Source organism: Anabaena sp. PCC 7108 (assembly GCF_000332135.1).
Lineage (GTDB): Bacteria > Cyanobacteriota > Cyanobacteriia > Cyanobacteriales > Nostocaceae > Anabaena.
The window spans coordinates 2,314,548-2,337,492 of sequence record NZ_KB235896.1 but is presented as its reverse complement, the minus strand read 5'-3'; the positions used below and the strand labels follow the sequence as shown (position 1 = coordinate 2,337,492).

General features: G+C 36.3%; 18 protein-coding genes. 7 read left to right on the top strand and 11 right to left on the bottom strand.

The window, feature by feature from the left end:
• Positions 1–201: 201 nt before the first annotated feature.
• Both folK and ANA7108_RS0111390 read left to right on the top strand, forming a co-directional pair.
• On the top strand, positions 202–693 hold the full coding sequence (gene folK, locus ANA7108_RS0111395) for a 2-amino-4-hydroxy-6-hydroxymethyldihydropteridine diphosphokinase (RefSeq protein ID WP_026104125.1): 492 nt from the start codon (positions 202–204) through the stop codon (positions 691–693).
• Positions 694–783: 90 nt separating this feature from the next.
• Positions 784–1,332: an NUDIX hydrolase gene (locus ANA7108_RS0111390; protein ID WP_016950917.1), complete on the top strand. Its 549-nt coding sequence runs from the start codon at positions 784–786 to the stop codon at positions 1,330–1,332.
• Between the two features lie 658 nt (positions 1,333–1,990).
• Here ANA7108_RS0111390 and ANA7108_RS0111385 read toward each other — a convergent pair.
• The 6 genes from ANA7108_RS0111385 to ANA7108_RS0111360 form a co-directional block, all read right to left on the bottom strand.
• Complete coding sequence (locus ANA7108_RS0111385) at positions 1,991–3,406, bottom strand: glycoside hydrolase 100 family protein (RefSeq protein ID WP_016950916.1); 1,416 nt, start codon at positions 3,404–3,406, stop codon at positions 1,991–1,993.
• Positions 3,407–3,656: 250 nt separating this feature from the next.
• Complete coding sequence (locus ANA7108_RS0111380; RefSeq protein ID WP_016950915.1) at positions 3,657–5,105, bottom strand: glycoside hydrolase 100 family protein; 1,449 nt, start codon at positions 5,103–5,105, stop codon at positions 3,657–3,659.
• Between the two features lie 427 nt (positions 5,106–5,532).
• Positions 5,533–7,248, bottom strand: coding sequence for a DnaJ domain-containing protein (locus ANA7108_RS0111375; protein ID WP_016950914.1), 1,716 nt, complete (start codon positions 7,246–7,248; stop codon positions 5,533–5,535).
• Between the two features lie 249 nt (positions 7,249–7,497).
• Complete coding sequence (locus ANA7108_RS0111370) at positions 7,498–7,905, bottom strand: DUF6575 domain-containing protein (protein ID WP_016950913.1); 408 nt, start codon at positions 7,903–7,905, stop codon at positions 7,498–7,500.
• Positions 7,906–7,920: 15 nt separating this feature from the next.
• A complete protein-coding gene (locus ANA7108_RS0111365) occupies positions 7,921–8,322 on the bottom strand; it encodes a hypothetical protein (RefSeq protein ID WP_016950912.1) in 402 nt (133 codons plus the stop codon).
• Between the two features lie 332 nt (positions 8,323–8,654).
• Positions 8,655–9,461 carry a PspA/IM30 family protein gene (locus tag ANA7108_RS0111360; RefSeq protein ID WP_016950911.1) on the bottom strand — a complete coding sequence of 269 codons (807 nt, stop codon included), beginning with the start codon at positions 9,459–9,461 and terminating at the stop codon, positions 8,655–8,657.
• Between the two features lie 192 nt (positions 9,462–9,653).
• On the opposite strand from ANA7108_RS0111360, the gene ANA7108_RS0111355 reads away from it, so the two are divergent.
• From ANA7108_RS0111355 to ANA7108_RS0111345, 3 genes are all read left to right on the top strand, one after another.
• Complete coding sequence (locus ANA7108_RS0111355; protein WP_016950910.1) at positions 9,654–10,847, top strand: Coenzyme F420 hydrogenase/dehydrogenase, beta subunit C-terminal domain; 1,194 nt, start codon at positions 9,654–9,656, stop codon at positions 10,845–10,847.
• A gap of 314 nt (positions 10,848–11,161) precedes the next feature.
• Positions 11,162–11,419: a hypothetical protein gene (locus ANA7108_RS0111350; protein ID WP_016950909.1), complete on the top strand. Its 258-nt coding sequence runs from the start codon at positions 11,162–11,164 to the stop codon at positions 11,417–11,419.
• 9 nt (positions 11,420–11,428) lie between these two features.
• Complete coding sequence (locus tag ANA7108_RS0111345) at positions 11,429–11,872, top strand: HNH endonuclease (RefSeq protein WP_016950908.1); 444 nt, start codon at positions 11,429–11,431, stop codon at positions 11,870–11,872.
• Between the two features lie 34 nt (positions 11,873–11,906).
• Here ANA7108_RS0111345 and ANA7108_RS28170 read toward each other — a convergent pair whose 3' ends face one another.
• From ANA7108_RS28170 to ANA7108_RS27225, 4 genes are all read right to left on the bottom strand, one after another.
• Positions 11,907–12,911, bottom strand: a complete 1,005-nt coding sequence (locus ANA7108_RS28170; protein ID WP_016950907.1) for a peptidoglycan-binding protein — start codon at positions 12,909–12,911, stop codon at positions 11,907–11,909.
• Positions 12,908–14,821, bottom strand: a complete 1,914-nt coding sequence (locus tag ANA7108_RS0111335) for an RDD family protein (RefSeq protein WP_016950906.1) — start codon at positions 14,819–14,821, stop codon at positions 12,908–12,910. The genes ANA7108_RS28170 and ANA7108_RS0111335 overlap by 4 nt, the downstream gene beginning before the upstream one ends.
• A 100-nt stretch (positions 14,822–14,921) precedes the next feature.
• On the bottom strand, positions 14,922–16,844 hold the full coding sequence (locus ANA7108_RS0111330; protein ID WP_016950905.1) for a hypothetical protein: 1,923 nt from the start codon (positions 16,842–16,844) through the stop codon (positions 14,922–14,924).
• 176 nt (positions 16,845–17,020) lie between these two features.
• Positions 17,021–18,598: a patatin-like phospholipase family protein gene (locus ANA7108_RS27225; RefSeq protein WP_016950904.1), complete on the bottom strand. Its 1,578-nt coding sequence runs from the start codon at positions 18,596–18,598 to the stop codon at positions 17,021–17,023.
• Between the two features lie 417 nt (positions 18,599–19,015).
• On the opposite strand from ANA7108_RS27225, the gene ANA7108_RS0111320 reads away from it, so the two are divergent.
• A complete protein-coding gene (locus ANA7108_RS0111320) occupies positions 19,016–20,398 on the top strand; it encodes an NB-ARC domain-containing protein (protein ID WP_016950903.1) in 1,383 nt (460 codons plus the stop codon).
• A gap of 143 nt (positions 20,399–20,541) precedes the next feature.
• On the opposite strand, the gene ANA7108_RS0111315 is transcribed toward ANA7108_RS0111320, so the two are convergent.
• On the bottom strand, positions 20,542–21,771 hold the full coding sequence (locus tag ANA7108_RS0111315) for a methionine gamma-lyase family protein (RefSeq protein WP_016950902.1): 1,230 nt from the start codon (positions 21,769–21,771) through the stop codon (positions 20,542–20,544).
• 88 nt (positions 21,772–21,859) lie between these two features.
• On the opposite strand from ANA7108_RS0111315, the gene ANA7108_RS0111310 reads away from it, so the two are divergent.
• A complete protein-coding gene (locus ANA7108_RS0111310; RefSeq protein WP_016950901.1) occupies positions 21,860–22,675 on the top strand; it encodes an acyl-CoA desaturase in 816 nt (271 codons plus the stop codon).
• The last annotated feature ends 270 nt before the right edge of the window (positions 22,676–22,945 follow it).

The window sequence follows — 22,945 nt, the reverse complement described above, 5'->3', positions numbered from 1 at the left end:
TTAATTCAGTACTGACTTCTGCTTTTTTCACAACCTGTTTAGTGATAGTGGTTTCTTCCAATTATTAAATAATTTTGCGGAACATAAAGACCATTGGAAACACCTGCAACTTATCCACAAACTTTGATCCCTGAAGACTCAGATAGCGCAACTGTGTCTAAAAAATCGGCGCAAGCATCTAGCTTCCCCAACAGAGGTAAGATGAGAGGGGCGAGGGTAGCCATATCTTTTGGGGGTAATATGGGTGATACCCACGAAATTTTCCAAGCATCTCTAGAGACTTTAGCCGCAACCCCAGGTATTATCCTCGAAGCCAAATCTAGTTGGTACAAAACTAAAGCGGTCGGTCCACCCCAGCCAGATTACTTGAATGGCTGTGCCAAATTCAAAGTAAAATTATCACCCCAGGCGTTGTTAGAGACTTTGTTAGCAATTGAACAAAAGTTCGGACGTGTCCGTCAAGAACGTTGGGGAGCGCGTACTTTAGATTTAGATTTATTGTTATACGATGACTTAATTGTAGATCAGCCAAATCTCCAGATTCCTCATCCCCGAATGCACGAACGAGCTTTTGTATTAGTCCCATTGGCAGAAATTGCCCCGGATTGGATAGAACCATTTTCTCAAAGGATAATTCATGATCTCCTCCAAGAAGTAGACACTTCTGATGTACATTTAGTTAAGAGCAATTAAAGTTACCATCGTTAAAAGCAGAAAAATACTGATTACACAAAAAAGCTACAGTATATATTCTGTGTATTTGCAGACCATAAAATCTTAACTATGCCACTAGGTAGAGAATTACCACAGCTGCTGAAGCAACGCTTGTTCCACAAAGGACGCAAGTTTAATTTTGAAGTCAATCGCTTACGTTTACCCAATAAAACTGAGGGAGAGTGGGAGTGTATTCGTCATCCCGGTGGCGCTCTTGCTGTTCCTGTCACCTCGGAGGGTAAACTGGTGCTTATACGTCAGTATCGTTTTGCCGTACAAGGGAGATTGTTAGAATTCCCCGCAGGCACTCTAGAACTCAATGAAGATCCTTTACAAACTATACAAAGGGAAATTGAGGAAGAAACTGGCTACCACGCTGATAAATGGGATAAGTTGGGAGAGTTTTTTCTGGCTCCTGGTTATTCCGATGAGATTATCTATGCTTTTTTGGCACGAGATTTGCAAAAGCTGGAAATACCTCCAAAACAAGACGAAGACGAAGATATAGAAACAGTGTTGTTGACTCCCGAAGAACTAGACCAAGCTATTCGTGAAGGTGAACCTGTAGATGCTAAATCTATTGCTAGTTTTTTCCTAGCTCGTTCGTTTTTAATTTGATCGGAATCTGCTGGGAAAGTTGCTAATTGACAAAGCCTAGGATGCTGAGTATGAGATGATTTGTCAACAACTTGAGTCGATACGCCTAAATACACGTCATCGACTCAAAGAAGGCAGTTACATGGTTTAAATCTGTTTTAACAGCCGTATTTTATCCTAGATATCCTGTAGAGTATAACTTTCAAAAACAATTTAAAGTATATTAAACCCACATTCCGCACCCTGGGGTGTCACATAGTATTATCACTTAATTCTCTCTTGATTTTTGGATATAAATTATGCCTTATCGACATCATGTATCCGTTAATTCATTGAGATGTGGTATACAATACATCCTCATATCATCACAAAAAAGAGTAAAAACCGATTGTGACAGTTGAGGGTGCGGAAGATAGGATTAAAAGTTTGAAAAATGGAGTATTAGCGAAGGTAAAAATTATGGACTCCATAAAAGATGGAGAACCACACAAAAAATATTCAGCTTCTTGTCGTACTAAATTCTTAAATAAGAGCAGCATAAATAGAACCAACACTGTGCTATTTACCCGAATCTTCAAATGTAGGGCGACTGCGAAAATGCACATTTAGTGCTGTTGGGCGCTATACCTACGAAGATTCAGCTTAATTTTTAACTGCTTAAGTTAGCAGAGATTAGCAGTTATAAATCACAAAATCGGTCATTCTTTTCAATATCAAATTCTCCAAAACTAATCAAATCCAAATATTCAGGATTTCGCATTAATTCTTTTGCTAATAAAAAACCTGTCACAGTCCAAGTTTGATATCTCCTTGCTTCTTTACCAATTAATGAGCCACTCGTACTATCGTAATATTCTGGCCATTCGTCTTGACTAAGTCTTGCTTGAGCAATTTCAATAGCACGTTCACTAATATTGGTTCTACCTGTTTTTTGAGCAGCAGCAGCTAAAAACCATAACAAAACTGGCCAGCTACCACCATTATGATATGACCAGGGGACATTTTTGGGGTCACAACCAGTAAAAATTTTATATTCTTCATTTTCTAAAGCCGGAAAACAAATTTTCATGGGCATTTCTCCCACCAAATCATCCCATTGTTCTTCAATCAAATTCATAATGGCTTGGGATTGACGTTCATTAGTAAGAGAACAAATAATAGCCATTAAATTTCCTAAAGAGAAGAAACGAACATCTAACTGAGATGGTCCGACATTTCCAGCTAGATAACCACCATGTTTTGGCAACCAAACGGATAAATCGGCGTAGGGAATGGAATCTGGATAGATGTTAAATGGATTTACTGCTGTTTGTCCATATTCTTCACTTTTAAAACGATAGATAATATTCAGGTGTTTCATATCTATCCAATAATGATGACGGATATGATCTCTTAATAAAGGTAAGCGATTATCAATAGCTGTAACAATCTCTTCGTTACCTGCACAAATTAACAATTTACGTGCTGCCCGTAAAGCAGCATAAAATAAAGATTGAATTTCTAAAGGATAACCATAAATACCCATACGACGGTAAATCATACAAGCACCATCAGGAACTAATAGCATTGGGTTCATATCAAACCGCGTCGCTAAACAAATCTCCATGATTAACATAATGCCTTGCTGAAATTGAGGCTGCATGGCAAACTTCACATCTTTTGTAGCTTTAACATAAGCGTGTAAAAGAATAATCCACCATAAACAAGAATCAACAGGTGTCACTCTAGCTATAGCTTTTTCACCAAAGTCTGCTTCTAAAGACTCTTCTCCATCTATTGATACTACTTTAAAACTGGCTGGTATTAACCCTTTACGAGGTGTATAAGCATCAAATTGATTTTTTTTCGGTTGTAATTTTAAAGTTTCTTCTAGAAAGTTATGCACAATATCATATCTACCTTTGATTAGAAAAAGTAAAGCTGATGGCATAAAATCTCGAATAAAGCAATGATCAGAATTTAAAATAGATTGAGTTTTATCACAAACAGCTATAGTTCCTACAGGATGACCTTTATAATAAACAATTGACCTTTCTAGCAATTCCCAAGCCTGGTTTTCTAGAGTATTTACTATTGATATTTCTTCTCTTGTCATAGGGTAATTACTCCATTTTTATGAGATTGTTTAGGAAGTGACAGTTTGTCTTGTGAATAACAAAACTTTTCGATTTGTTGCTTTTTACTATTCTCTTATTATGATATCTTGTTTGACTGGTTACTGAAAGCTATTTATCCACAAAATAAAAAAAGCCCCGTATTTTCTCATAGGGGCTAAACCAATGTTGTCTTAGTTGAACAGTTTTTCAGATTACTAGAAGTACAACTATTCAAGATTGCTGCATCTATTATAGAGACATATAAGGATCTAAACTGCCAACTTCAAACTCACAAGCTCTAGAAATTGTTTCTGGGGGTAATTTATCAAAACTAACTAATGGTAAGAATTCAGGATGATCCATAAGTTCTTTTGCTAATAAATATCCAGCAATTGTCCAGGTTTGATATTTTCTAGCTTGTTTACCAATTAGTCTCCCTTTTTTACCATCATAATATTCTGGCCATTCATCTTCATATATACGTGCTTTGGCAATTTCAAAAGCTTTTTCTGCTAACTGGGGTTTTTTCGTTTTCACTGCTGCTGCGGCTAACATCCACATTAAAACAGGCCAGCTTCCCGCATTATGATATGACCAAGGTATATTTTTAGGATCACATCCTGTGACAACTCTATACTCTTCATTTTCTAATGCCGGAAAACAGATTTTCATGGGCATATCTCCCACCAAATCTTCCCACCGTTCTTCAATCAAATTCATAATCGCTTCGGATTGTGATTCTGTAGAAAGATCGGAAATAATAGCCATTAAATTTCCCAGAGAAAAGAAGCGTGTATCTAACTGGGATGGACCAACATTACCTGCTAAATAACCACCTTTTTTAGGTAGCCATTTATCTAATTCATAATAAGGCAAAGAATCTACATAAATGTTAAATAGATTCACGGCCGCTTTACCATATTCTTCACTCTTGAAACGATATATGGCATTCAATCGAGAAATATCTATCCAATAATGTTTACGGATATGACCACATAGCAAAGGCAAGCGATTATTAATTGCTTCCACAATATCTTGATTACCTTGACAAATTAGTAGTTCCCGCGCTACACGCAAGGCAGCAAAAAACAGAACTTGAATTTCTAGAGGATGGCCATATATACCCATCCGTCTATCAATCATACAAGCTCCATCAGGAACTAATAGCGTTGGATACATATCAAAGCGATTAGCCAAACAGATTTCCATAATTAATCTGATACCTGTTTGGAATTCAGGTTGATAAGCTAGAGAATAATCATTAGTAGCAATGACATAAGCACGTAATAAAATCAGCCACCACAAACAAGAATCTACTGGTGTGACTCTAGCGATTGCGTGTTCACCAAAATCAGCTTCTAAATGTTCTTCTCCATTGATAGATACAACTTTAAAGCTGGCTGGGATTAAACCTCTACCAGGTTTATAGGCATCTAAAGCTCTTTCTTTTGGCTGTAACTTTAATGTTTCTTCTAGAAAATTTTTAACAATTTCTGTTCTCCCTTTAATGAGAAAAATTAGTGCAGAAGATACAAAATCTCTCACAAAACATTGGTCATAATTCAATGCTTCTACCGATGGATCATATGCGGCTAAAGTGCCAATAGGGCGACCTTTATAGTAGAGAATTGAATTCTCTAATACTTGCCATGCTTCATTTTCTATATTGTTAATTGTCTCTAATTCGTTTAGTTGCATTACCAGACTAACTCCATTTAGATAGTAGATTTGTTGGCAGTAGATACACCTTTAAATATTCTTTATGCCATTTTCATCATAACTTTGAAATAGCAAATATCAATGCAGTCAAAATACTAAAACTTAGGCAATATAAAGGCATGATTGCGTAATATTCAGCAGCTTTTTCAATTACTAAAAATACACAACCTTGTGTGTATAATATCCTAGGTATAGTATATATGCTTAATCAGGAATTGGCTATGGAGATGAAAAAATATATTATTCCCCTACAAACTAACAATTTATAACGTTTTTTACGAATATGCAATATAAACAGTTAGAAAACTTGGGGGATTAATACTGATGAAGGGATATATATTGTACACTACTAGGCGTTCAGAAATAGAGCCTATAGTAGCAAAATCCCCAAATTTTCATGAGTTAATTAATTGTGTGTGTTTAGTTGCTGCTGGAACTTTTGATAGGCTTGATTAACTACTTGCATGGCAGTTTTAGCTTTGACGGAACTGTTAATATCGGGGTGATATAATTTGGCTAATCTCAAGTAGGCAAGTTTTACGTCTTTGGGATGAGTTTTGGGTTCTACCCCTAAAATTTCCCACCATTCCCCAGTTAAGGGTAAATCATCACCGCTTTGAACTTGTCGCCAAATCTTGATATTTCCACTTTTTCCGCCACTAATAAATATTTTACCATCTGGACTAAAAGCTAGAGGACTAAATCCAGAAATAGTTTCTAGCAATTTCCCAGTTTGGAGATTCCAAATTTTGATAATTCCATCTTGACTATTACTAGCAATAATTTTACCTTCTGGGTGTATAGCAATAGCAGAAATAGCCGTTGAGTGATGATGAAGAGTGCAGCGTAATTCCCCAGTTTGAAGATTCCACAATTTAATTGTACTATCTGCACTGCCACTAATTAGAGTTTGATTATCGGGAGTAATTGCTAATGTATTTACTGCCGCTAAATGCTGATTAATAAAATAATGGGTTGCACCAGTTTGTATATCCCAAATTCTGATACTTTTATCAGCACTCCCACTAACAAGGGTTGTACAATCAGGACTAATAGCAACAGATAAAACTGCATCCGTATGTCCATTTAAAGTGCGTTTAACTGTTCCCGTGTAGCTTCCCCAAATTCTAATAGTTTTATCCGTACTACCGCTAACAATAATATTACCGTTATGACTACAAGCCAGTACATTAACAAACCCATTATGACTATAGGGAGAATTTAAATAAGAAAATGTGCGGTTATATTTTTTTGTTTCTAATTGCCAACTGCTGATTTTACGATCTACACTACCACTAATTACCTGTTTGCCGTCGGGACTAATAGCGACAGATAACACAGCTTCAGCTTGTCCAGAAAAAGTATAAATCCATTTTCCGGTTTGCAAATTCCATAAATTAACTTGTCTGTCATTGCTACCACTAACTAACGTTTTACTATCAGGATGAATAGCTACAGCATTAACTGTGGCGGTATGCCCCCTTAGAGTTTTTACACATTGCCAAATTCCCGTGACTTGAGGAGTTATCGATAATATTTTTGGTTTGCTTTGTGGAAGTTCAACATTTATTTTGGTTTTTAATTGTTTTAACTCCTCCTCAACTTCTAAAGCTGTGAATTTGGCATTAAGATCATCACCAGATAACTCTAGTAATGCTTCTAAATAATAATCATTTTGTAAAACTTTTTCCTCCATGCGTTCAAAAAGCTGCATGGGAGTTTCTTTAAATTCAGAATCATCTAATAATTTAGCCACACCAAAAGCAGCAAGTCCTAAAACTGCACCAATTCCCGCCATTGGTACTGTACCAATACCAAAAGCTAAACCAATTTTAGGCGCAACAAATCCTATTCCACCAACAACATTATAAAGTCCAACACCACCAAAAGCACCTATTCCCATTGCCCCAAAAGCTGCTGTATCCCCTTCTGTAATTCCTTTGAAAGCGCCATAAGCAGCAGCACCAACAACCGCACCCGCAGCCGTTACAGAAGCAGCACCTATTCCCACACCGCCAAAGCTTCCAGCTATTCCGATACCTCCTACGGTGGAGGAAATACCCGCACCTGTTAAAGTGCCGGTGGTGATAAATGCTGCACCAGTTTTAGAAGTTGGTTTCATGGGATTTTTCGGTTAATGAACCAAATATTGATTTTGTTTCGTCCAAAGATACAAAGGAGCAAAGACGCATATTTGCTTCGGATGTTAAGCAATAACAACAACGTGATTTATCATGATCAATGATTTGTTTTCTTAAATTCTCAGACATATAAGTAGACACAATAATATAATTTAAAGATTTGGTAAACTATATCCGCGCCAACGAAGTAAAACTGCGGCTTGGGCTTTATGTAACATAAAATGAATATTTTATATCTTGATTTTCTCCTTATTTTCTAGCGGAAAAGGTTGATCATTAAAATCAATCATTTCTCCTGAAATGGGTAAACATTCATCATTGAGATTTTCACAAAATATAATTTCTACAACATCACAATTATCATTTTCAGGAATTATAGTTTGATAAATAAAACCATCTTCTGACTTTTTAAAAGCATCATATAAATCAATATTACCAGAACGAATATTTTTTAATCTGCTTTTTGACATGGGAGAATAAAGCCAAGTTTTATAATCTGGTGTTTCATCTATCCAAACAGCTAAAAAAATCTGTCCTGAAGCATTTTGACAGCTAAATAAACAAGGGAAATCATAATATTCATAGATTTCAATAATTTCTAGGTTTACTAGAGGTGGATATTGTGGTAGTAATTTCATAGATAAACCTCATTTTTAGTCAGGAGAAGTAATATTAACAAGTTCAAAATTTTTCCAAGGTTCTTGATTAGCTGGAAACCACCAAGTATGATGATCATTACCTGTTTTTCTGGAAGGTGTGTTTAACATTACTCCTAAATCAGAATTTCCATATCCTAATGCTACTTGTTTTTTGCGAAGTGCAGGAATTTTATTACGAGCATTACAAACTCCTGCTGCTGAGGTAAAAACAGAGAGTCCACAAGTTTGACATTCTGTGATGTTTTTAGGACAAGGTTGATCTATATTTTGTTCACGCCATGATCTAAAATCATCAGATGTAGGAGGGTTGTTATCTACTAGACGGTAAATAGTTCCTGAAATTGGTTGAGCAGCTTCAGGTGGACAATTTTCAGGAAAATGCTTCGGCCATTCCATGTTGTTTCTGTTATTTTAATACATTTTTTAAATGATATCACTACCGCTAAGAAATTCATTTCTTGGCTAATAGCAAAATTCAGCTAAAGCTGAATGAGGATTGATATTTATTCAGTCTGTTTTAACAGACTTTTGCTATGAGACTGAAAATTAATTCTCAGGCGGTTTTGTGGGATCACGAAAGATATATTTTAATCATAAAAATACATTAAATTAAATTCCTAAATTCTTCTTTATCTAATTAAAAATCACGGAGTATTTGTGTCATTAATCCAGTGCTAATTGTTTCAGCAGAATTAACTAAAAGAACGCTTCTTCTTCCATCACTGTGTCTAATTTTGTAATATATCCAATTTTTCTTTGAGCTTTTCTAAAATCATCAGATTTTGTACAAGTATATTAATTGTTATTTCCTGTTGCTGAAACTGATTTTTAATAGTAAGTGCAATTTTATTTTTAACTTTTTTATTTACTACAGCTTGAAGAGCTAAATCATCATCATTGTTTTTTAAAGCTATTTGAGCTTTTTCGTTCCAGTATTTAGCTTCTTTTTGCACTTTTTCAAAATCCTTCTGAATACCTTCTTGATTAGCAACAGCATTTGTTATAGCTTCTTCTGTTTCATGAATAGCCTCTAACAAAAAGTTTTTAGCTTCTTTTTGAATTTGAGTTTGCTCTTGAGGTTTAGGTGGTAGCAATAATGTTTCTTTAGTTGGCTGTAATACATCATCAGCCCATACATCAATATCTTCATATTCAAAGTTGATGAAAGTCGATGAAACCTCTCTGGGGTTAGGCTTGTTGCATAATACTTCATTATGTGCTTCCGAAACTTTTTTCTCCCAAGAGTTAAAGCTGCTTTTAATTTCTTCTACTTTTGGTGTTTGCTCCTCTACAAGATTTCTTAGCCGACTAGATATAGCTTGATACCGTTCTTTTTGAAATTTTGCTCTACTAATTAAATCCTTATCATCTGCTTTCAAAGCAAGTTGATATTCATTTTCCCATTTATCAGCTTCTGCTTGAGCTTTTGCATAATCTCGTTGAGCAATTGTTTGAGCTACACTGGCTCTAGCTGCTCCTTCACGTAACTTTCCTAAAGCTTCTTTTGCTTGTTGATTGTGGTCGTAATTGTCCATAATTCATCATTTTTTATAGATAGAAAATGCTTCACTAATAATAATACCCTTTACCTACCCATCAAAACTCCATCTGTACTCTTCTCTGCGTCTCTGCGTGAAACAAAACTCTTACCCAAATCAAACCACCCACATCACAACCCCTAACGGTAAGGTAATAAAAGCCATATTTAGTAAAAATAAACAAAATAGATGACATCCATAGAATCCCACAAAAAAGCCAAAGCCCTCAAACCCGGAAGCGTGCGCCCCGCCAAAGAACTTTGTAGCGAATGCGGACTATGCGACACCTACTACATCCACTACGTCAAAGAAGCGTGCGCCTTCATCACCCAAAGAATAGACGAACTAGAAACCACCACCCATAACCGCCCCCGCAACCTAGAAGACGAAAACGAACTCTACTTTGGAGTTCATCAAGAAATGATAGCCGCCCGCAAACAACAACCCATAGAAGGCGCACAATGGACAGGAATAGTTAGCAGCATAGCCATAGAAATGCTCAATCGCGGCTTAGTTGAAGGCGTAGTCTGTGTACAAAACACCAAAGAAGACCGCTTTCAACCCATGCCCATTATAGCGCGAACTCCCGAAGAAATACTAGCAGCCAAAGTAAATAAACCTACCCTATCCCCCAACCTCTCCGTATTAGAAGAAATTGAAAAATCAGGAATGAAGCGGTTATTAGTCATCGGAGTAGGTTGTCAAATCCAAGCATTACGCGCCGTTGAGAAAAAACTCGGACTAGAAAAACTCTACGTACTCGGTACACCATGCGTAGATAACGTTACCCGCGCCGGACTGCAAAAATTCTTAGAAACCACCAGCCGTTCCCCGGAAACAGTGGTTAGTTACGAATTTATGCAAGACTTCAGGGTACATTTTAAACACGAAGACGGTTCAGAAGAAACAGTACCCTTCTTTGGCTTAAAAACCAACGTTTTAAAAGATATCTTTGCGCCATCTTGTATGAGTTGCTTTGATTACGTCAACTCCCTAGCAGACATAGTTGTTGGTTACATGGGCGCACCCTTTAAATGGCAATGGATAGTAGTGAGAAATGATACCGGGAAAGAAATGTTAGAACTGGTTAAAGACCAACTAGACACCCAACCAGTTACATCCAAAGGAGACAGAAAAGCCGCCGTACAACAAGGAATAGAAGCTTATGATAAAGCTGTTACCTTACCGATGTGGGTAGCGAAATTAATGGGAGTAGTAATAGATAAAATCGGACCCCAAGGATTGGAATATGGAAGATTTTCGATGGATTCTCACTTTACAAGAAACTACTTATATGTGAAGCGGAATCATCCAGAGAAATTAGAAGCTCATGTACCGGAGTTTGCGAAGCGGATAGTAGCGCAGTATAAGTTACCGGAATAAAAAGTATGTTATGCGATCGCTCTTTTATTGCAGTTTATCTTATTGGGGAGAGCGATCGCTATAAGTGTAATAATGCAAAAAACTGGAAATGCTATATCCTTAATATAGGACTCCTATTTGATTTTTGATAGCTTGCGTGGCGTAGCCATACAGAACTCAATACATACTGACAGCCTTCTTTCCTGGGAGCATCCCAATTTTGAAAAAATAACCTTAGCAACACCAAAAACTCTCTTCTTCCCTCTTCCCTATGCCTATGGCACGCTACGCGAACGTGTCCTTCGCTCCTATCCTTAAGGAGATAATTAATTATCATGAAAACATCAATCAGTATTAATCCAGCTTATGAAGAGATAATCAACTTTCTCGCTGCTGGCATAACATCTCAAAGTTTAGTTGAATTTCAAGTATCAGAAACAGTAAAAGAAAGAGTATCTGATTTGATTTTTCGAGAAAAAACTGATGGTATTTCTTCAGAGGAAAAATCAGAATTAGATCATTATTTTATTCTAGAACATTTATTAAGATTAGCAAAAGCTAGGGCTTATGATTTTATTAACGAAAAGGCTTAAAATTCCATTATGGAGCGTCCTTATTTAAATCTAGAACTTCGCCGTTTAGTGGCAGAAAGAGCAGATAATTTATGTGAATATTGCCTGATTGCTGAACATGATACCATTTTAGGGTGTGCCATTGATCATATTATTAGTATCAAACATGGTGGCTCATCAAATATAGATAATCTAGCCTATTGTTGTGTTTATTGTAATCGTTTTAAAGGCAGTGATATCGGTTCAATTATTTTAGATAAAAAAGAATTTGTGCGGTTTTATCATCCTCGTTGGGATAATTGGGGAGAACATTTTAAACTGAATAATTCTACTATTGAATCTCTCACAAATATAGGACAAGTGACGGCTAGAATTTTAGGATTTAATGATCAATCTCGTTTATTAGAAAGTCAGTTACTTATTGACAATAAAAAATATCCTTCTCTTTCAGCAATGAGAAGAATGAAGGATTAATGCAACGTCTTCCAGATTATTAAAATTGCGATAATTATGCTGGTGGTAAAATGAGTCGCTGGATAACTAATTCTGGATTGTCTAAGAATGGATTAATTTGGTTAAAATCAAATAGTCCATTGGCAATATCTCCTGCATATTGATGAATTAAAACCTTACAAGGAACTGGATTTGCAGGTGCTATTTGATCTCGATCCCAAGGGCGCAGATTTGGTTGTTGATTACCGTAATTGGCAACCCATAAACCATGACATTGTGCGCCGGCTTTCATAGCAGCACTGAGATTTAGTTTTGAAGTTGGATCTTGCTTGGCACTCAGGTAAACGCAAGGAAGCAATTTCACTTTACTACTGGCATTTAAAACGGCTTCTGACCATCCTAAATAAAACTCTTTGGATAATGATGGTTGTCCCTCAATTCCTTCAACATCAAGGAAGAAATAGAAGCTATCTCCCTGTGCAGCTAGATAATCTTCTCCAAAGGTTGATATCAAATCTTGTGCGTGACTACTACCGATTTCTTTTCCTTTTTGTTGTGTACCATCAACTTTATTAGTCTGTCTGGAAATTGGTAAAAGTCTAATTTTGGCATCATGCAAGGGCTTATTTTCTTTTGCGCGAAGGTACTCACCATCGTTGCTGTTGCCTTGGAAATATCGTCCCCAAAAACGTGGAGGAGTTCCCATAAAGGTGGTTGCTTTGGGAATCATGTTAGCTGTGACATTTTCTAAGGTGTCAACTCCACCGATGCCGGTTAAACTCAATGCACTAGGCCACTCACATTGCCAGCCAAATAATTTTTCATATTTATCAAGGGCTGTCCATGTATTTACACCAACTTTACCATCTGCTGTTAAACCAACTTTTTGCTGGAATCGTTTGACTTCATTCTCTGTGTTATTACCAAAGTCTCCATCAAGGTTTAATGGGTTGCATTTGCATCCATTTAATATGTCTTGGAGAAAGACAACCCACTCTGTTTTGTCTCCTTTTTGGAGGTTGGGGCGGTTATTTGGTTCAGTTTTTGCTATGTTGCTCATTTGGTATTTTCCTTAACTTTGGACTGAAGCTGATTGATTTGTTTACGTGCGTTTTCTGCGCTAGATTTATCTTTATTGTTTTCAAAAATTATTTTGGCTTCCTCAAAATCTTTGATCGCCTCTTTAAAATCTTCGATCGCCTTTTGATTATTTCCTAATTTAGAATTACCTAATTTAGAATTAACTAATCCCTTCTCGTATTGAGCATAGGCAGTATAATTTCTCTTATTATCGAGGTTTTCTGCTATTTTATAGTAGGTTATAACTTTATCATATTCTTTTTTGGCATTGCTATATTTTTTCTCTTTGTAGTAATTTTTTGCTTGAGATAAGTGTTCATTTCCTTTGTGATGATAGTAATCTGAAAATTTTGAAGGAGAGACAACTATTAGAAATAGAACTATTGAAAATAGAAATATAGGAAGCCATCTCTTAAACAAAAAACCTTTAATTTTAACAACTATATTCCATAATGGAACTTCTTTTCTTTCTACAATTTTTGTCTTAGTTATCCAGTCGCGCAAAGATTGATCATTTTTTGTCAAAACAAGCATAATAAAATTAATAATAATTAGGATGATACTCAAACAAAATATCAATAATCCATTAATAGAAATGGGCATAAATCCAAGTCTAGGTAACAAAAAATTCTGAATAGTATCAATTAGAAAAAGGTATCCAAAAATAAATAAAGGTTGGAAAAAACATCTCGCAATTGAACTAAAAATGGAGATGGACTCATTGTTTAAGTCAGTTACATAAATTCCCAAGAGACGTTTGCCAAAACTTGCCCGACGAGAAAAAGGACGTATTGTCAATTTTATAGATTTATCTTTGTAATTTTCTTCTTTTGCTGTGTTATGAAATTTAAACTCAAAGAAAGTAGGATATACAATTAACGGCCACAAAAATAGCAACATCAAAATAACTTCGTTGTCGGAAAATAATTGACTAGCAAAATTATTTAGCCAATTAATGGAAATAACAACTTTTAATTGTATAACAGGAAACATAATCAAGACAACAAAATCAATACATGATGCCAAAAAACGCTTCCATAAAAGTTTACTTTTAATAAAATTCCATAAATGCTTCCATAAATGCTTACTTTTAATAAAATTCAGGCGTTGCTGAATCAAGGTATGAAAATAAAAATCTAATAATCTGAAGTATTGGTCATGTAATAGTTTAGTGATCGCCAACAAATATAAATCATACTCGAAATCAGCAACGCCAAAATTCAAATACTTCCATAAATTCTCTTTAGGAGAATTAGGGTTAGTTTCTTCGCATAAAGAGATTGAAACTACTTTCAACAATGTCTTTCCTATTCTTATGCGATTATCTACTTCAAGTTTTACTTCTTCAAGTTTTTCTTTTTTACTCTTTTCTGAGTATGTTTTATAATATTCCAATAATTTATATAACAACTGAGAAAAAAGGTCTTTAATCTTCAATGCTAGTGTTTCTGCGAATGGGTATGTTTTATACTTATATTTCAATAATTTATCTAACTGAGACAAAAGGTTTTCAATCTTCAATGCTAGTGTTTTCAGAAAAATTAATGGACTTCGTTTTACTTCTTTATCTTCTGGCTTTTCATCATTTTGTACAATCTGACCAATAACCTCAATATAATTATCAACCTTAAGACAATTATCACCAGAAATATTAGATTTTAGATAAAAACCCTGTTCCTGATTTTCATTTTTATCCTTCCAGAAAATTTCTGCATGAACCCATTCTAAAGAGGGATCTTCAAGACACAAATCACACTCATAATTAGGCTTACGTCCAATTTTGAAGGAATTATTTTTGTCTTTGTTTGGCTTAAATTGAAAAGTTTTACGTAGTTTTTGTCGTTCTTCAGTCCACCGGAATGTTATTTCTATTTCTTGTTTGTCTGACATAATTTTAGATATTTACAGTTTAAATTTAGTATTATCTTGCCTTAATATGCTGGTAAAGAAAAAGACTCAAGACTAGACTTCCAATAGCAATTAATTTAACCTATTCTTCAGTGCTAGTTAAATTTTTTCCAATAATTTCATCATAAACTGTTAATCCATCATTGTCATTGATATCTTTTAGTTGTCTTTTAATAATAGCTTCATAATACTTAGCCATGTTATCAATGTTTGTCTTTAGAGGTTTATTATCATCTTCTATTTTTTTAATTTCTTCTTTCCATTGCTTGCATAATTTTTTTTCTCGGTTAAATTGGCTCAACCATTTGATAATGAAAGTTTGATTATTTGATATTGATTGTCCTTCACATTCGTTATCGGTTATCTTTGATCCTAGCTTTATTATCTTTGATTCTAGCTTTTTCTTTTTATTTTTTATTTCTTGTTCTGCTTTTTGTTTTGCGCTATCGAAATTTTTTCCTGCTTTTTTATTATTTCCTTTTACTAAAAATAGAATACCCTGATTAATAAGAATTTTAGATTGAACAAAAGTCAAAGATTTTTCGTATATTTTTTCATCTTCATCCGTTATTTTTTTATATTCATCCGTATTATTATTCTCTTTTTCACCATTATTATTTAGATTTTGAAGGGCATATTGCAAGTTTTGTTCAACTTTAATAAGTACCTTTTTTTCAACTTTTTTAATCTGCCAGTTTTGTTTTTCCAATTCCTGTAAAAGGATGACCCTTGCAATACCGTTATAGGCAGCCGGATTACGGCGATTAATCTCTAAAACATTTTGGTAATTCTTTAGGGCTTTGTTGAGATTAAATTGATTTTCGTTAAGTTCTCCTAACTTTATATAGACTACTGAGCGAAATTTAGGATTGTCATTTAAATTTATAGCTTTTTGGTAATTATTTTCCACATTTTCTATTTTTCTACTCTGTTCATTATCTAAATTTGTTTTGTACAAACTATGGGCAGACCAAGGTAAAAAAGAGACTTTGATACCCGCAGTTATCAACAGCAATAAACCAGAACAAGAACAAACTATTAATGCTTGCTGTTTCGGAGGCGCATCAATAGTAATGAGGAATTTTTCAATAGTTTTTCGTCCCTCTGTGGTCAAAGTGCCTTTAGCAGCCACACCCAAGAGTGCAGCCTGTAGTCCAGTAATAATCAAACCGTCCACACCAAAATCTTTACTGTCTTTGAAAGCCTTGGCAGAACTAATGGTAAAGCTAGTGGCAGCTACCAAGAACGCTATGGCGAGGGCATTTAAAAGTACGTCTAATCCAGACTGTGGTTCATCTGGTGAGCCAATAGCAGTCGGTTTGAGATTCCACCACCATTGATCTGAAAAGTGTTTAAAGCTATTTTTCCATCTAGCCAATTGATTACGTCGGGCAATCTCTTTACCGTGCTTTTTCAGGATAATATCTAACTCGATAATAGTTCTTATCAGATCATCAGAAGGTGATTCATTCTTTAACGCTTCCTCAACTGCTTCACGGGCTAGAAGTACATTTATCGCTCGTTCTGCCTCCGTTTCATGATTAAGGTTTCCCATTGTTAACCAGTCCCACAAGTCCTTATGCCAGGGGTCATTTTCTTTTTCATATTCCCTCAGCGAGTCAGAATATAATTTCACCGCTTCGTCAAGCCGCTTTGGTGAGGGGTATTTAAGATACCACCACCATCGCTCTGACTGTGGATTCACACTCTTTCTCCATTCTGGTAACTCGCTACCAATGTACTTGGTACAAGCGTGTTCTTTTAATTCCTTATCTAAGTCAATTAGGTTATTAATATGTTCTGATTCAGGATAAATAGGAGATTCGCCATTCAAGGCTACATGAATTGCATCACGAGCGACAAGAACAGCTAAAACCTTATTTCTACAATCAGTATGCTTATTTTCTACAAGTTTATCCAAAGCGCTTTTATAACAAGAAATCAAGATACTAAGGTTAGGTGGATTTTTTGGCTCGTCGGATTTCTCAATAATATCGTCAGTCATTTATTGCAACCGCCTTAATTTTCTATTTCTGTGATTGACTTTTTTGACAAAGCTATTCAATCTATGGTTAATCCTAATATGCAGACCCCAAATTTAATCCCTCAAATTTAGACCTGAATCCTTACCATTGGTGTAGCATATAAGAACCGCGAACTCATTAGTATCAAGGGCTTTTATTATTTTGGAAAAAGCTTGCGTTGAAGCACGGGTTTTACTATTAGATCAACTGCAATCTTTACGAAGATATCTCTTGGATCTAGACCCAAAAAAGGCCTCTTTTTTTCTTCTTCTCCATCTATTTTTTCACTAACAAACTTAATTAATTGTCTGAATCTTGCTAGAAGTGCCTCTAGTATTTTATTTCGTTTCTTTATATCAACTATATCTAAAAGTTGATCTATAGAATTCTTCTTAGCATATTCTCTGTAGTCATGCTGATCAATTGACTGCTTTATACCTTCTGTATCAATAAACTCCCACAAAAGTTTTTGATCTTTATCTTCTACATTAGCCTCTGTCCAGTAAGCTAAATTGGGATTAGAAGTTTTCTCTGAAAATTTCTCTAGCCCTTTTCTTGCTGATTCTCTACCAATATTGTAATCATAGAAACGGAAACGGATATCTAAGAAACCAGCAAAAGCAGAAAATAGCTCTCCAATTAAATTTTCATCTTTCGTCGTAATCTGGAAAATAGGACTCGTATCATCCAAATCTTTGATAATCCAATCTTGAAAGCGGGCTTGATTAAAGACAGCCGCAAGCAAAGCATTTAGAGTTGTCCAAAGATCAATCCCATTTTTTCCAAAATCAACATTTGCAGTAGAGGTTTTATTCCCTGGTGCAACATATAAATAAAAGCGTTTATTTGGTTCGTTTTGAGGGTTCTCTTTGATGGCTTTATTGTCAACCCATTCTGCCAGCTTTTTAGCTATTCCTAATGGTTCATTCTCAAAAACACCTCCATCTGTATAATAATAATCTTTATTTTCCCGGTTTTCAAATTCACCTTTGCCTGGAACCCTTCTAATTTCCTTGACTTCAAATGCAAGGGGAAATACTCCAGACGATAAACTACATTCGCGTAACATTTCCCAATTAGTCTTATCTATATCCGTCCATTCAGCGTCATTTTTTGTATGTTCAAGAGACATTTCAGCCAAGGTGATAGAATCATCTGAATTATGTTGTAATCGGCAAACAAAGCCATCTTTATAGCGTGTGTATATAAACTTACCATCACCTTCTTGATTACGTGGGTTGACGGTGTAATCCCAACCATTTAGGTTAGACATTGCAATTCCCACAAAAATTTCTTGAGCAGTAGAAGGATGAAGCTTGTTTGGGCTTGGTGGATTATCTAATAAATATTTTTTTCCAATGTCTGCTACTACCTTTGATGACAGTAGGGAATTTTTATAATTTTCTTTGGGGACTTCAAGAAGTTCCTCAATTTCTTTGGGGACTTCAAGAAGTTCCTCAATGTCAACATCTTCAATCCACGCTTTATACAAGGGGTTCTCATAAGGTTTACGCAGACTATCTCCATCACAGAGTAGCTTTTGAGCAAGAATACCTGCTGTCATTCCACCTGCTGACGCACCCGTAATCACATCAATTTCAATTCGATTTGGGTCGTCTTTTTCCCGTTTTTCATTATATTGAGCGATCGCCTCTAATACTTCATACATTACACCTGCTTCATAGCTACCTAAAGAAACAGCACCACTGATTGCGATCGCTAGTTTTTGTGACATAAAAGTTGCCTACTAAATAGCATTAAAATTAAGTTTAATCGGCTGATTCTATACCTCTCGACGTATATACAGCAATGGAAGTTTGCCAACTTAAGCAACGGAACTTAAGAATCCCGACAAACGATCGCTCTCACTTCTCTACCACAACCCTTTCAAGCGTTGAGACTGTAAGCAAATTAGACCGCAGAATTATTTCAAATTGTTAAAACTTCCCTTTTTTGTAAAATGCTGTATTAATAAACACATCAAGCAAGCGTTATACTCTGTTCAATCTCTTAGCTGTATCTTTATACTCTTGTCAGATTAATCCCGGTTTTCCTAAAATTCGGTCATTTTTCCAGCGGTTAGAGCTAATCCTCTTGCCCTATTTGGCCTTGCTTAAAAAAATTTATATTTTATATTTTATATTTTATACTTATGGACTTACTAAGAAAACGTAAACGTGGGTCAATCCTCACGCATCAAGGTTTAGATAAACTTAAAAACGCCATAAAAACAAAGGAATATGCTGAAAATAACGGCAAGCGATTTACCCTTGATAATCTCAGTATTCAGACTGAATTAGACTCTCATACCCTATGCAAAATTTTTCAATGCAACGTCAGAGTTGATAAAAAGTCTCTAGTTCAATGCTTCAAAGCATTTAATCTAGTGCTAGAGGCTGATGATTATCAATCACCTCCTTCCGTCCCATTAGTCAAACCAGAAACACACTCAACACAATTCCCTATCCAACCTCTACAGCCTCAAATTCAGCCCTATGGGGATTATAGTTTAGCCCCCAATGTCTCCGTTTTCTATGGACGCACCGCAGAACTGGCAACATTGAACCAGTGGATTCAGGTTAATCGCTGTCAATTAATCATGGTCTTAGGTATGGGTGGTATGGGTAAAACTAGTCTCATAGCCAAGTTAATGCAAGGCTTTACCAACAGCAAAGACTCGTCATCATCAGAATTTAAGTATGTCATTTGGCGCTCGCTTCGTCATGCTCCAACTGTAGAAGAAACCTTAACTGAGCTAATTCACATCCTCTCTGACCAGAAAGCCGTTGATTTACCAAAACCTCCAGATCAATTAATATCAAAGTTAATGCACTATCTCCATCAAACTCGTTGTTTGCTGGTTCTGGATAATCTAGAATCTATTTTGCAATGGGGAGAACGAGGGGGATCATATCGGGAAGGGTTTGAAGGCTATGGACAACTGATTCGCAGAATTGGGGAGTCTACCCACAAAAGTTGTTTAATTATCACCAGTCGAGAACCACCAATCGCATTTATTTTACTAGAGAAAAAAGCCAATTCGATAAAATCGCTGATTCTGAAGGGGCTGCTTCCTGAAGACGGACTCAAGATTTTACAGTCAGAAGGAATTAACGAAACTGAAGCAAAATGGCAAACCTTACATAATCACTATGCCGGAAATCCGCTGATACTCAAAATTGCTGCCACCAAGATTGATTTTCTATTTTCTGGTAAGATTGATCTTTTTTTAGACCAAGGTGTAACCGTATTTAGCAACATTTACGATTTGTTAGATCAACAATTTCAACGCTTATCAGATTTAGAGAAAACCGTGATCTATTCCTTAGCGATTCACCGCAAACCCATATTAATGCCAGAATTACTTAACGCCATCATGCCTCCTGTTACTTCTCAGCAGCTGTTTGGAAGCATATATAAACTAAAATGGCGATCGCTAATTGAATACAACTCTAACGGATTCACAGTGCAGAACGACATGATGGAATATGTCACTAGTAAACCGCGTTATTTCCTAAGTAATAGAATCACGTAAATCATTGAGACTAATCATCAATGTCATTGGTTCAACTGGAGACAATTGGTCATGGTTTATTTTTTGGGGTGTCACTGCTGATGAAGTTATTTTAGCAATGACAACGACGTTACAATATTCCCCAAAAAATCCCTATATGAGTTTTATGCCTCTCCCACCGCCTCAATAGCCGCCTGTAACGCCAAAGATACATGAGTCCAATGAGTACCACCTTGACAATAAACAATATAAGGCTCTCTTAAAGGTCCATCGGCTGATAATTCCAAGGTACTACCTTCAATAAACGTACCCCCAGCCATGACTACTTGGCTTTCATATCCCGGCATATCATCAGGTACGGGGTCTAAATAAGAACCTATAGGCGAATTTTGTTGAATAGCTTTACAAAAGGCAATCAGTTTTTTAGCTGAACCAAGTTTAATCGCTTGGATAACATCGCCCCTCGGTGCTAAGGGTGGAGGGTTAACCGGATATCCGAGTTTGTCAAATACATAACCTGTGAGGTAAGTTCCTTTTATGGCTTCACCTACCATCTGCGGTGCTAAAAATAACCCTTGAAATAAGAGGCGATTTTGGTCAAAGGTAGCACCCCCAGCACTACCAATACCAGGGGCTGTAAGCCTACAAGCGGAGGCTTCTACTAGATCAGCCCGTCCGGCGATATAACCACCGGCACTCACCACTGTACCTCCAGGATTTTTAATCAATGATCCTGCCATTAAATCAGCACCTACGGCTGTGGGTTCTTGGGTTTCTATAAATTCGCCGTAGCAGTTGTCTACAAAGCAAATGGTGTGGGGATTTTGCTGTTTGACTAAGTGGACTATTTTCTCAATGTCGCTAATTGACAAACTAGGCCGCCAAGAATAGCCGCAGGAACGCTGGATTAAAACTAACTTGGTATTATCAGTAATGCTAGTATTTAATGCTTGCCAGTCTACTGTTCCTTGAGAACTTAACTCCAATTGTCGATAATTTATGCCAAAATCAATTAGAGAACCTTGGCCTTGTCCTCTCAAGCCAATTACTTCTTCGAGCGTATCGTAGGGAGAACCAACTACTGCTAACATTTCATCCCCAGGACGGAGTACACCATACAGCGCACAGGCGATCGCATGAGTTCCCGAAACAAACTGCACTCGCACCACCGCAGCCTCGGCAGCCATCACTTCGGCAAATACTTTATCTAAGGTTTCTCTTCCTAAATCATCGTGTCCATAGCCACTTACGCCTGCAAAATGGTGTGCGCCTACTCGGTGATGACGAAAGGCATCTAATACTCGTTTAAGATTATGCTTGACCTGAGCGTCAATACCAGAAAAAATCTCTAATAGTGCCTGTTCTGCTTGCCGCAGCTGTTGTGAGCTGTTCATGGTTTCTTCATCCAAAAAAATAAAATATAAATATGCGGATTTTAGGATCGCGCAGATTAGGCTGAACAATTTCTATTCAGGATACTGCATGACAATTGCTACTTCTAAACCTCAAGTTAACTGGGTTAACACCCTATTTTTCGTTGGACTACACGTCGGCGCTCTGTTCGTTTTGGTTCCTAGTAACTTTAGCTGGAACGCCGTTGGTATTGCATTATTTCTCTACTGGGTGACTGGTGGTTTAGGCATTACCCTTGGATATCATCGTCTTGTTACCCACCGTAGTTTTCAAACACCTAAGTGGTTAGAATATGTCCTAGTTATTTTTGGGACATTTTCCTGTGAGGGTGGACCGATTGAGTGGGTAGGTACACACCGTATCCATCACTTGCACTCGGATACAGAAAAAGATCCCCATGATTCCAATAAAGGTTTCTGGTGGAGCCATATGGACTGGATGATTCATTTTGCTCCGGCTCACGATGAAGTTCCTCGTTTTACCAAAGACATTATTGATGACCCAGTCTATCAGTTTTTACAGAAAAATTTCATTTTCTTACAAATTGCCTTGGGTTTAGCACTATTTTTCTTAGGTGGCTGGTCTTTCGTGGTTTGGGGAATTTTCTTTCGTATTGTCTGGGTTTACCATTGTACCTGGTTGGTTAACAGTGCTACTCATAAATTTGGCTATCGTAGTCATGAATCTGGTGATAAATCCACTAATTGTTGGTGGGTAGCTCTACTAGTATTCGGTGAAGGTTGGCACAATAACCACCACGCCTTTCAATACTCAGCCCGTCATGGCTTGGAATGGTGGGAAATTGATATGACTTGGATGACAATTCAATTACTGCAATTACTTGGTCTAGCTACAAATATAAAGCTGGCAGATAGAAAGCAGTAATCCCATACTATTAAATAGTCACATAGTCAATAGTCAAACGGTCAATTACTGATTGACTTTCGATTATTGACTTTTGGCTTGTGTAGATTAATTCATTTTCTCCATTCACTACAAAATTTTTGCTCATTTCGGAAATTTTTAGCAAATTTTTTTTGTCCGTGCGTTACGGTAACTTAGCTTGCTATAATCCGAAGAATTAATGTTACAAAACTTTGCGACTAGTTGCTTTTTAGTGACTTTGTAGGGGATTTTGTTCTTTTTCAGGTATTC